Source organism: Gemmatimonadaceae bacterium, assembly GCA_036496605.1.
Classification (GTDB): domain Bacteria; phylum Gemmatimonadota; class Gemmatimonadetes; order Gemmatimonadales; family Gemmatimonadaceae; genus AG2.
In genome coordinates this window covers 1-11,807 of record DASXKV010000044.1, presented here as the reverse complement: position 1 = coordinate 11,807, position 11,807 = coordinate 1, and the positions used below count along the sequence as shown (strand labels likewise).

10 protein-coding genes are annotated in these 11,807 nt (G+C 63.9%); 4 read left to right on the top strand and 6 right to left on the bottom strand.

Annotated features, from left to right (window positions below; translation table 11 throughout):
• Nucleotides 1-43: 43 nt before the first annotated feature.
• From pdxH to VGH98_17105, 5 genes are all read right to left on the bottom strand, one after another.
• Entirely contained in the window at nucleotides 44-661 is a 618-nt protein-coding gene (gene pdxH / locus VGH98_17125) for a pyridoxamine 5'-phosphate oxidase (protein ID HEY2377699.1), read from the bottom strand.
• The gene (locus VGH98_17120) at nucleotides 658-1,431 is read right to left on the bottom strand and encodes an ABC transporter permease (protein HEY2377698.1); all 774 of its coding nucleotides are present in this window, start codon (nucleotides 1,429-1,431) and stop codon (nucleotides 658-660) included. Before VGH98_17120 ends, pdxH begins: the two co-directional genes overlap by 4 nt.
• Nucleotides 1,432-1,496: 65 nt before the next feature.
• Nucleotides 1,497-2,516 (bottom strand): ABC transporter ATP-binding protein, encoded by a 1,020-nt coding sequence (locus VGH98_17115; protein ID HEY2377697.1) that lies wholly within the window; start codon nucleotides 2,514-2,516, stop codon nucleotides 1,497-1,499.
• Nucleotides 2,517-2,520: 4 nt separating this feature from the next.
• Nucleotides 2,521-3,309: a TIGR00266 family protein gene (locus VGH98_17110; protein HEY2377696.1), complete on the bottom strand. Its 789-nt coding sequence runs from the start codon at nucleotides 3,307-3,309 to the stop codon at nucleotides 2,521-2,523.
• Between the two features lie 371 nt (nucleotides 3,310-3,680).
• A complete protein-coding gene (locus VGH98_17105; GenBank protein HEY2377695.1) occupies nucleotides 3,681-6,662 on the bottom strand; it encodes a prolyl oligopeptidase family serine peptidase in 2,982 nt (993 codons plus the stop codon).
• 134 nt (nucleotides 6,663-6,796) lie between these two features.
• Between VGH98_17105 and VGH98_17100 the strand changes: the two genes are divergently transcribed.
• From VGH98_17100 to VGH98_17085, 4 genes are read left to right on the top strand one after another with little or no spacing between them, the layout of a single operon-like run.
• Nucleotides 6,797-7,594, top strand: coding sequence for a sulfite exporter TauE/SafE family protein (locus tag VGH98_17100; protein ID HEY2377694.1), 798 nt, complete (start codon nucleotides 6,797-6,799; stop codon nucleotides 7,592-7,594).
• A 7-nt stretch (nucleotides 7,595-7,601) separates the two neighbouring features.
• Nucleotides 7,602-9,032, top strand: coding sequence for a rhodanese-like domain-containing protein (locus tag VGH98_17095; GenBank protein HEY2377693.1), 1,431 nt, complete (start codon nucleotides 7,602-7,604; stop codon nucleotides 9,030-9,032).
• A gap of 16 nt (nucleotides 9,033-9,048) precedes the next feature.
• Complete coding sequence (locus VGH98_17090; protein HEY2377692.1) at nucleotides 9,049-9,621, top strand: type 1 glutamine amidotransferase domain-containing protein; 573 nt, start codon at nucleotides 9,049-9,051, stop codon at nucleotides 9,619-9,621.
• A 6-nt stretch (nucleotides 9,622-9,627) separates the two neighbouring features.
• Complete coding sequence (locus VGH98_17085; protein ID HEY2377691.1) at nucleotides 9,628-10,962, top strand: amidohydrolase family protein; 1,335 nt, start codon at nucleotides 9,628-9,630, stop codon at nucleotides 10,960-10,962.
• Nucleotides 10,963-11,063: 101 nt separating this feature from the next.
• Here VGH98_17085 and VGH98_17080 read toward each other — a convergent pair.
• Nucleotides 11,064-11,807, bottom strand: a 744-nt coding sequence (locus VGH98_17080) for a hypothetical protein (GenBank protein ID HEY2377690.1), incomplete at its 5' end; no start/stop codon positions are given.

Here is an 11,807-nt window from a genome sequence, read left to right as displayed (position 1 = left end):
GAATAATAGTGGCGAGGTGCGGGTAGCGAGTGTCGCGTGCCGATTAGGGAAAGAGAATCTCGACCGTCCAGACATCGGCGCCCACACGGCGTTCGTATAGCTCACGCCGGTGCAGACGACTGGGCATTCCCTTCCAGAACTCGATACGCTGCGGCAGCAAGCGAAAGCCAGACCAGTACGGCGGACGCGGCACCGGAGTACCCTCGAATTTTCGCTCGAACTCCGCGACGCGACGCTCGAGAAATTGCTCGTCGGCAAGCGCGCGACTCTGTTGCGACGCCCACGCACCGATCTGACTGCCACGCGCGCGCGAGGCAAAATATGCGTCCGCTTCGGCGCCCTCGACTGGTTCGACGCGACCCTCGACGCGCACCTGAATCTCCATCGGCTGCCAGTGGAAGCACATCGCGGCGTTCGAATTCGCGAGGAGCTCACGCCCCTTGCGGCTCTCGTAATTCGTGTAGAACACGAATCCGTTCTCGTCGGCGTTCTTGAGAAGCAGCATACGCACGCTCGGCCGATCGTCGACGCACGTCGCCAGGGCGAACGCCGTCGGCTCGGGCAAGAGTTCGCGCGGAAGCGACGTCGCTTGCTCCAGCAATTTCAGAAAGCGGTCGATCGGCTCGGCGAGCGGCGCGCGACGCGCCTCCGTCCGCGTCATCCGATCGCGCGGCGATAGAAGCTGCGCATGCCGAGCATCCAACCCGCCGCCGCCAGCAGGATGAGCGCGACCGTGACGACGCCGAGGCTCATGTGCGGTACGGTGGGCGTCATCACGCCGCGCAGTCCCTCGGCGACGTAGACGAGAGGATTGAGCAGGACGAGGTATTTCACCACTGGCACGGCGTCGAGTCCGCGCCACGGATAGTACGCGCAGCCGAAAAAGATCATCGGCGCAACGATGACGCTGAACATGAGCCCGATCTGCTGCGGCGAGATCGCGGTGCCGAGCCACATGCCAAGCGACGAGAATGCGGTGGCGCCGAGGAGCGCGATGAGAATGATCTCGCCGCCATGTGTGAGCGAGAAGCCGGGAATCGGCCCCATGATGAGTCGCGCGATGGGGAGCACGACGATCGCGGCGATGAGCGCCTGTATGACGGCGGCGACGATCTTCTCCGCGGCGACGACGCGCGTCGGAACGGGAGCGAGCAATCGGTCCTCGATCTCCTTCGTCCAGCCGAAGTCCTGCATCATCGGCAGGGAAACGGCCTGAATCGCCGCCATCGTTAGGCTGATCGCGAGGATGCCGGGGAGGAGCGTCGCCGTGTAGCCCGCGCCGACGAATCCCATTCGCGGCAGCAGCGCGCCGAACACGATGATGAAGAGCACGGGCTGCATCACCGTGCGCACGAGAAAAAACGGCAGCTCCTTGCGGGCAACCGTTACGTCTCGTCTCAGCAACGCGAGAAAGACCTTGAAGGACGACACGGTTCGTTGGCGGGAGGTCTTGCTCGGCGAGTGAAGAGCCGTGGGTACATCACGCGTGACGGTCGTCAATCGAGCTTTCTCCCAGTGAGCGACACGAACAATGTCTCCAGGCTCGGCTCAGTGAGGCCGATGTTCTTCACGTGGAGACCCCCTTCTTCGACAATCTGAATGAGCGGCGAGATGATGCGGCCGCCGCGATCGCTGAACACGCGCAGCACACTGTCGCGCGCTTCGGCGCGAAGCACGCCTTGCAGCGATGTGACGGCGGCGACAAGCCGCTCCGGATCACCGTCGAGCTGCAGTTCGATGAGCGTGCCGCCGGGCGCTCGTTCCTTGAGACGCGCGGGCGTGTCGAGCGCAAGCAATTTGCCGCGATCGACGATCCCGATCCGATCGCAGAGGCGATCCGCTTCCTCCATGTAGTGCGTCGTCATTACGATCGTGCGGCCCTGCTGGTGCAGGTCGCGAAGAATCGCCCACAGATCGAGACGCGCTTGCGGATCGAGACCGACGGTCGGCTCGTCGAGAAAGAGGACGTCGGGCTCGTGAATGAGCGCCCGCGCGATCATCAGGCGTTGCTGCTGACCGCCCGAGAGCTGATCGACTTTTGCAGACGCCTTGTCGGCAATGTCGAGACGCTCGAGGAGCTGCCGTGCGCTCGCTTCGGCAGCGGCACGTGGAATTCCGAAGTACGCTGCGTGATAGACGAGATTCTCGAGCGCATTGAGACTGCGGTCGGGATTCGGCCGCTGCGGAACGACGCCGATGTGCGTGCGGACGCGTACCGCATCGTTCGCGACGTCGACGCCGGAGACGCGCGCGGAGCCTGCGGTCGGCAGGACGCGCGTCGTCAGGATGCCGATCGTCGTCGTCTTGCCGGCGCCGTTAGGCCCGAGCAGTCCGAAGAATTCGCCCTCGTTGATGTCGAGGTCGAGCGCATCGAGCGCGACGACGCCCGTCGATGGCATTGGGCCGCCCGGCCAATTCGCGCCCTGTGGCGGCGCCCCCTGTCGCTTGGCCCGCTTCGCGGACGGCGCCGGGTATACCTTCCGAAGAGCGCGGGTCTCGATTGCAGCCGTGGCCATCTGCCTAACTATTGCCTTCGAGCAGACCGCCTAACGCGCCGAGGACACTTCCTTCTTCGCGACGGCTGCCGCCGGCGCGAGGCGAGGCGGCGATGATCCGATCGGCGAGGCGCGAGAACGGCATTGTTTGCAGGATCACGCGGCCCGGTCCGCGGAGGAGCGCGAAGAAGAGGCCCTCGCCTCCGAAGAGTGCCGTCTTGACCCCGGGAACCATCTGAATGTCGTAGTCGACCGATTGATCCATCGCGACGATGCACCCGGTATCGACGCGCAGCGACTCGCCGCCGCTCAGCTTCAATTCGTGCAGTGTCCCCGAGGCGTGCAAAAAGGCGAGCCCGTCGCCCTCGATGCGCTGGAGGATAAAACCTTCGCCACCAAAGAAGCCCGCGCCGATCCGCTTCGTGAACGCGATTGTGACGTTCACACCGCGAGCGGCGCAGAGAAAAGAATCTTTCTGCGCGATGATCGTCCCCTTCCACTCCTTGAGATCGATCGGCCGGATCTTGCCCGGAAATGGCGACGAGAACGCGGCGTCCTGGCGCTTGTGGCCAGTGTTCGTGAAGGTCGTGACGAAGAAGGAATCGCCGGAGATTGCGCGCTTGGCGCCCTGCATGAGCTTTCCGAACAGTCCCCCGCCCTGCTGGTTCGGATCGAGGGTGGTGTTCATCACGATGCCTTCCTGCATGTACATCATCGCGCCCGCTTCGGCGATGACGGTTTCGCCCGGATCGAGCGTCACGATGACGGCTTGCAGGTCATCGCCGATGATCTTGTAGTCGATTTCGTCGCTCATCTTGGGGATTGGTGGGAGTCCCTCAATCATGATGTACGCGGAATCGAAATAAAAGCTATCTCTGGCTGGCCGGCCAGCTTTCTAGCCGTAGGAGGCCGCTGATACCGCTGACACGGCGCTGAGACCACTGCCTTGCTCCTCAGCAGCGACGCCTCCATGCACCATGGTGAATGGTCTTGTTGTTAAATGCCTCGGGAAGCTTCTGACGATCAGCGAAACCTCCCGACGCATTCACAAATTCACAACATCACTGGGCACGCAGGCGTCTCTGCACACGGAGCCCGTCAGCGGTTGCAGCGCCGTGTCAGCGGTATCAGCGACCTACTACGTCCCGCACTTTCGCGAAGAACTCAGACTTGCCAACCGGACCTCTATTTCTGCTGACCTACCGCCGTACCCGCCTGAATCGCCGTCCGCAACTGATCCCGACCTTTCATCTGATACGGAATCCCATGGATCATCCAATCCGGCTCGGGATATCCGCGCAGATGGTAGTCGAAGAACTGCTGCATCCGCATCGCGATGTCCTTCTGGTTGGCGCGCTTCGTGGGGTTGTGGACGTCGTTGTTGTAATCGATGAGATAGACCTCTTTCCCCAACCGTCGCAGCGCGACGAACATCTCGATGCCCTGATACCACGGTACCGCGTCGTCTGCGTCGTTATGCATCATGAGCAGCGGCGTCGTGATGCGATCCGCCCAGAAGAGCGGCGAGTTCTCGAGATAGCGGGTGGTGCACTGCCAGATCGAGCAGCCGATGCGGCTTTGAGTGTGTTCGTACTGGAATGCGCGCGCGAGGCCAGAGCCCCAGCGAATGCCGCCGTAGGCACTCGTCATGTTCGCGACCGGTGCGCCCGCCATCGCGGCGCTGAACAGGTGCGTCTGCGTGATCATGAACGCCGTCTGATAGCCGCCCCATGAGTGCCCCTGAATGCCAAGCTCTTTCGGATCGACGTAGCCGCGCGCGAGCAGCATCTCCACACCGGGCACGATCGACTTGACCGCACTCGCACCCGGGAACCCGTTCTCGTAATGGATATCGGGGACAAAAATCAGATAGCCGTTCGAGACATAGTGCGTGTAGTTGATCACGTTGCGGCCACCGGGCGGCACATAGTTGTGCAGCGTGTTCGAGAACTGCTCGTAGTAGTACGTGATCATTGGATACTTCTTGCGCGGATCGAAGTCCTCCGGCTTGTACAGCAATCCCTGGAGCGGAACGCCATCAGCGCTGCGCCAGCTCACGAGCTCCACCGTCCCCCACTTGAAGTCCTTCTGCTGCGGGTTCGCGTCGGAGATCTTCGTCAGGCTCGTCAGGTTCTGTCCCGCGTACAGATTCGGGAAGTCGACGAACGTGCTCTTCGTCACTACGAACTGCTCCGCGTCGGCGGCCTTGAGCGGCGTACCGAACGCGACGTCCTCCATGACGACGCGCTCGGGCAGCTTTTTCGTCTCGAGGTGTTCACGATAAAAGCCCCCTGCCTTCGTGGAGTCGTTAAACGCCGACAGGAGGAGCGGCTCCGCGGGATCGATCACGCCACGCTCGGCGTCACCGCCACCGCGTCCGCCACGTCCACCGCGTCCGCCTCGCCCACCTTCCGCGAGCCGGAAGACGATGTGCTCGCGGCGACCGACGGAATCCGTAACGACGCGGGCCGGCTGCACACCGCTCGGGTCCAGCTCCCAGAGATCGTAGCGGTCGTACAGGATCACCGACTTGTCGCCCTTCGTGAATCCAGCAACGCCCCACGCCGCAGGTGTCGACGGCGTATCCCATGTCTCCTGCGCAAAGCTCACGTTCTTGAGCGGCGCCGTGAGATCGACCGTCTTCCCAGTCGCGACGACATAGCTGTACCAATGGCCGTTGTCGAAGAACAGGACGTACTTGGCGTCGGGCGAGAGTTGCGCGCTGCCACTGATCTTCTCGCGAATCAGCTTGCGGCTGCCCGTGGTCGCGTCGATGAAGTAGACGTCGTCGCCCTCGTCTCCCCACATGCGCTCGATTGCATAACGCTCGGAGCTTGCCGCGAGCGCGACACGGCCGTCGTCGGAAACGCTGACGGTCGGCGTCGAGTCGTTGGCCAGCCTAACGAATTTCTTCGTGGCGATGTGGTAAATCGTCTCGAAGGATCGCTGCCGATCGCGGTTTGCCTCGATCTTCTGCTGCGGCTGGAGGCGTGGGTCCTTCCACGACCAGAGATCAAAGACCGCCTTGTCGTAGAGCGAATCGGCCGGAATCGAGTCCATGGGCGCCGGTGCGACGCCGAAGACAATCGCGCTCCCATTGCGCGTGAAGCCGACGCGTCCGTTATCGGAGATTCCCAGTTCGTCGCCGATCGCCGGCGATGTGACCGCTACCTGCGCTGCCGGCAATTTGAGATTGGAGTAGTAGAGTGTGAATCGCGGATGTTCTTTGGCCACGTCGTCCCGATCGGAGACGAAAGCGGCCTGCACGCCCGCGCGATCGAAGGTGAATTGCTTGTACGCGCCGCGACCACTGAGCAGGGCGACTTCCTTTGCGTCCGCCGGCGACATCACGTAGGCGCCATCCTTGGCGTTGTCGCGAGACGAAACGGTGTAGCCGAGCCACTTCGCGCTGTCGTCGAATGCGTACGTCGTGACGTCGTTGATGCGCCGCTCCGCGCCGGTCGCGAGGTTGCGCAGCACAAGCGTCGAGCCGAATTCCGGACGTCGGCCATGCCCACCGGCCGAATCACCGACGGGCCGCGGCTGTCCTCCAGGCGTCGCCGCAGTGCCCTGCGCGCGCCCTCGCGACGCGGAGTCGCGTGCCGCGCGATTCGCCCCGGCACTGTCAGTCGGCTCGAGCAGATAGGCGACCCACATTCCCGATTCACGCGCAGTGCGGAACGAGCGCACGCGTGGAATGCTCGCCACCTGACCGTTGACGAGGCTGATGATCGCGAGCGTGGCTTTGGGCTGGTCCGCCGGGCGTCGCTTCTCCCGTCGCGCGCGGTCGAACTCGCTCATGGGCGCGTAGGTGAGGGCGATCGCAAACTTGCTGTCCGACGTGATCACACCGGGCGGCGCCGCGTTCGTTGTGTCGCGAGAGCCGGCGACCATCTGCGGCCGGCCAATGAATCCGCGGGGGACGCGATACTCCGTCGCGCCGCTCGTCGCGCGGACGACGAGCTCACCGTCACCCACCTGCGGAACAAGCGAATAGACGACCCAGTGCCCGTCGTTCGAGATGACTGGAGACGAGATCGAACGCCAATGATCCCAGTCATCGGGCGCGAGCGGTCGCTTCGCCGACTGCGCGAGCGCGGACGTCGAAAACGCCGCGATGAGCGTCCCGCTGAGCGAGACTGCAGTGAGAAAACGATGAAAACGCATAAAACGTGGTGGCTGAGGAAGAGCGGCCGATTGGAGCCGCGGCAGGATTAGAGAAACTACGCGACGGTAGGGAGCCTCGTTGGGCAACGTCTGCCCTCACGGTGGCGCTCGCTAGCGAGGTAGATTCGGCAGCGATGATCGGCTACCTCCTGGCACTCGCCATCGGGCTCTCGCTTGGAATTCTCGGCGGCGGAGGGTCCATCCTCACGGTGCCGATCTTCGTCTACGTCATGGGCTACACACCGAAGCAGAGCATTGCCATGAGCCTCGTCGTAGTGGGCGCGACGAGTCTCGTCGGGGCGATTCGGCATTGGCGTGCTGGCAACTTCGACGTTCGCGCGGCGCTCGTCTTCGGCATTCTGGCGATGGTGGGAGCCCGTGTGGGCGCCGAAGTGGCGAAGCTCGTTCCGGGAATCGTGCAGCTCGTCCTCCTCGGCATCATGATGTTGGCCGCTGCGATTCTGATGATGCGGCGTCGCGAGCCTTCGAGGACACCGGAAATCCAGCGAGGCGGCGCGATCACCGCGGTGGCGACGGCTGGAGTGGGGCTGGGCGTCGGGATGCTCACAGGATTACTCGGAATCGGAGGTGGATTCCTGTTCGTGCCTGCGCTGGTTCTCCTCGCCCGACTGCCGATGAAAACCGCCGTGGGGACGTCGCTGTTCGTGATCGCGCTCAGCACGGCCGCGGGAGCGCTCGGATATCGTGGACAGGCGGTGGTGCCCTGGGACGTCGTGGCGATTTTCACGCTCATCGCCATCGCGGGGATTTTCATCGGCACGTGGGCGCTGCGATACGTCTCGCAGCAAGCGCTCCGTCGCGCGTTCGCGTACTTTCTCTTCGGCATGGCGGGGTTCGTCCTCTATCAAAACCGCGCCGTCATTGCGCACCCCTCGGCCGCCCTCCATCCAACCAGCGCCGGTACCCGATGATTCGATCATGCTCCTGAAGCGCTTCTATGACGAAGGCCTCGCGCAGGCCAGCTATCTGGTCGGCTCGGAAAGGAGCGGTGAAGCGCTCGTGATCGACCCGCTGCGCGACATCGAGCCGTACATTGCGGCGGCGGCCGCGGAGGAGCTGCGGATCACGCACGTCACCGAGACGCACATCCACGCCGATTTTCTTTCCGGTGCGCGCGATCTCGTCAAGGAGACCCGTGCCCGGTTGCAGGTGTCAGGGGAAGGAGGGGCGGACTGGCAGTATCGCTTCGCCGCGACTGAGAGCGCCGAATTGCTCCGCGACGGTGATTCATTCACTCTCGGCGAGATTCGGGTGGAGGCGCGGCACATGCCCGGCCACACGCCGGAGCATCTGGTGCTGCTCGTAACCGACGGCGCCGTCGCCGACAAGCCTGTCGGCATCTTCACCGGCGATTTCATTTTCGCGGGCGATGTGGGCCGTCCGGATCTGCTCGAGCGCGCGGCACACGTCGCGGGCACGATGGACCAGTCGGCCCGCGCACTCTTTCACTCGCTCCGCAAGATGCGCGAGTTCCCCGAATACTTGCAGTTGTGGCCGGGCCACGGCGCTGGCTCGGCATGCGGCAAGGCGCTCGGCTCGATGCCGTCGACGACGCTGGGGTATGAGCGTTTATTCAACTGGGCCTTTCAGGTCACCGACGAAGACGAGTTCGTGCGCCAGGTCCTGGCTGGTCAGCCGGAGCCGCCGCGCTATTTTGGCCGCATGAAGCTGCTCAATCGCGACGGGGCGCCGCCGCGGCGAAACACGGTTCCGCCACGCGTCGATGCCTCTGCGCTCGCGACGATCATGGAGCCCCGGAGTGCAACGGTGGTCGACTCGCGCTCCTCGGTGAGTTTCGCGGCGGGATTCATTCCGGGCACGATCAACATGCCGGCCGGGCATAGCTTCGCAACGTGGGCTGGCTCGCTTCTCTCTCCCGAGTGCGACGTCGTCTTGATTGCCGACGGCGAAGCCCGCGCTCGGGAGCTCATCCGGGAGCTTTCGCTCATCGGCATCGATCGCGTTGCCGGGTGGGCGGACGCGGAGGTCGTCGAAGCCTGGCGACGCGCGGGCCGCGACGTCGACCGCGTCCGCGCGGTGGACGCGGAGGCTCTAGCCGAGCTCGATGACGTCGAGGTGATTGACGTGCGCGCCGAGACGGAGTGGGAGGGCGGGCGAATTCCCGGTGCGCGCCACATCTTTCTCGGCGAGCTGCTCGACGTCAGCGACGAGCTCCCGCGCGATCGCTTGCTCGTCATCGCGTGTCAGGGCGGTTCGCGATCGTCGATTGGCGCGAGCCTGCTGCGCGCGCGTGGATTTACGAACATCATAAACTTCACTGGCGGCTTAACCGAGTGGCGGAAAGCCGGCCTGCCAGTGGAGACGGACGGATCAACGGCGTCGCGTTAGCGAAATCGGAGGCGGTATGGTGGAACAGAAGAAGACGATCCTGATTCTCGTCGGGCCCGAGTACGAGGATCTCGAGGTCTGGTACCCGAAGCTTCGATTGGAGGAAGCGGGCTTCGAGACAAAGCTCGCCGGAATGGGCGACGCCGCATACCGCGGCAAGCACGGCTACCCGGCGACTGTCGACGGACACGTGCGGGATTTTCCGGCGGCACAGCTCGCGGGAATTATCGCGCCTGGCGGCTGGGCGCCCGACAAGCTGCGTCGCGATCTCGAGGTTCTCACGCGGGTGCGCGAGGTCCATGCGGCCGGAAAGCTCGTCGGGACGATATGTCACGGGCCGTGGGTGTTGATCTCGGCCGGCATCGTCCGCGGGCGTACGTTGACGTCGACGGTCGGCATTCGCGACGACGTGATCAATGCGGGCGCGACGTGGGTCGATCGAGCGTCGGTCATCGATGGCAACATCGTCAGCGCTCGCGTCCCGGCTGATCTGCCTGCGTTCTGCGTCTCGATGCTCGATGTGCTCGAAGGGCAGCGCTCGCGTGCGCCCTTCCCGGCCGGCAGGCCGGAGTTGCGACTCTCTACCTAACGACTCATGATGCGATCATTGCTCCTGCTCGCTGGCTTGACGCCTGCGTTGCTCGTCGCGCAGCGTCCGCAAACGACGCCCGCCGCACCCGCGCGGGCAACATTGCTCGTTCCCGCGCGCGTGTGGGACGGCGTCGAGAGTCAACCGCACGACGGGTGGGCCGTGCTCGTGCGCGGCGATCGCATCGAGGCCGTCGGTCCTCGTGCACAAATGACGGTCCCGAGCGACGCGACGACGATCGATCTCGCGGGCACGACGCTGCTCCCGGGTCTCATCGAGGGGCATTCGCACATGCTCCTCCATCCGTACAACGAGACGCCGTGGGACGATCAGGTGCTGCACGAACCGCTCGCGCTGCGTGTCGCGCGAGCCGTGAATCACGCGCGCGCGACGCTCATGGCCGGTTGGACGACAGTTCGCGATCTAGGAACGGAAGGCGCCGGCTACGCCGACGTCGGACTCAAGCAAGCGATCAACCAGGGCATCGTTCCCGGCCCGCGAATGGTCGTCGTCACGCGCGCGATCGTTGCGACGGGGAGCTACGCACCGAAGGGCTTCACTCCCGAACACATCGACGAGATTCCGCAAGGCGCCGAAGAAGCGGGGAGCGCCGAGGACCTGTCCCGCATCATTCGCGATCAGATCAAGCATGGCGCGGACTGGATCAAGATCTACGCGGATTATCGCTGGGGGCCTAACGGCGAGACGATGCCGACGTTCACCGCGGAAGAGCTCAAGCTCGCGGTCGAGGTCGCGGGCAGCTCCGGCCGATCGGTGACGGTGCATTCGACGACGGCGGAGGGAATGCGTCGCGCAATCGAGGCGGGCGTCGCTTCTATAGAACATGGCGATAACGGCACGCCCGAGATTTTTAAAATGATGGCGCAGAAAGGGATTTATCTCTGTCCGACGGTCGCGGCTGGAGACGCGATTCTCTCCTACCGAGGGTGGCGACGCGGCGTCGATCCGGATCCGCCGAGTATTCGCGAAAAGAAGACAAGCTTCAAGGAAGCGCTCGATGCCGGCGTTCCGATCTGCAACGGCAGCGACGTTGGCGTGTTCACGCACGGCGACAATGCGCGCGAGCTCGAGTTGATGGTGAATTACGGAATGACACCTGTACAGGCGCTCCGTGCCGCGACGTCGACGAATGCAAAGATGCTACGCTGGGAGAACAAGGCTGGCTCGGTGAAGCCTGGGCTGTGGGCGGATCTGATCGCGGTTCAGGGTGATCCGACGCACGACATCTCTGCCACTCGACGGGTGCAGTTCGTGATGAAGGGAGGCGTGGTTTACAAGGAGGGTGGCGTCGAGGTGAAGGAGCCGAGTAAGGCGAATTGAGTAGAGGGTAGAGGGTAGAGGGTAGAGAGCAGAGGGTTGAGGGTGGCCGGCCACTCTCTGCCCTCTGCCCACAACCCTCTACCCTCTACGCTCTACCCTGGTTAGGCCGCCGCAGCCGGCGTGCTTTCACTCACCGGAAGTGGCGTTGGAGCTGATGCTTGTACTCCTGTCGGCGTCGGTGCTACTGCCGACGGCAATACTGCCGCTGCGGCCGCAGGACCGGTCTTCCGGCGGATGTGGCGCACGGCTTGCCACGCATGCAACAGCGATTCATTGTCAGCCAACGCTTGTTGCACGAGCGCATCGAGCACGCTCAGGATGGTTCGACCTTGCTTCTCCTCGACCTCGAGGCCCTTGGTCGCGCCAATACGTCGGTTGCGATTCTTCTCCCGGTCATTCAACGAGCCCTCGAACGCTGTGACGGCTGCTTTGAACGCGTCGAGGAACGTCGCGGGCAGTCCGTGCGTGACCAGCGTGTCCTGGTGAATCGTCGCGGCGTCTGCCATGCCGCGCGCGCTCGCGAGAAAGGCCTGGCCGACGACCGACGGCTTCGGCATCTGGAGTGAGGCGAACTCCGGAGTCGTTCGGAGATTCCGTCGTGCAACGACGGCGACGGGCTCCATCTGTTGTCGGCGCAGCTCGAGACGAAGCTGGCGCTGCTTCGCGGTCTCCCCTTTCGCGCCGCGACTGCCCACGTCCTGATCGAACGCGTGCGCGGTAAACGTCACCACGACGTCGTCGAGTCGCTTGCGGGCGGCGGTGAGATCGACGCCCGTGAGCGATGCGGCATTCTCGTCGAGAAACGGTTGCGCGCGGAGCAGCGCATCGAGTACAGCATTCTCTTG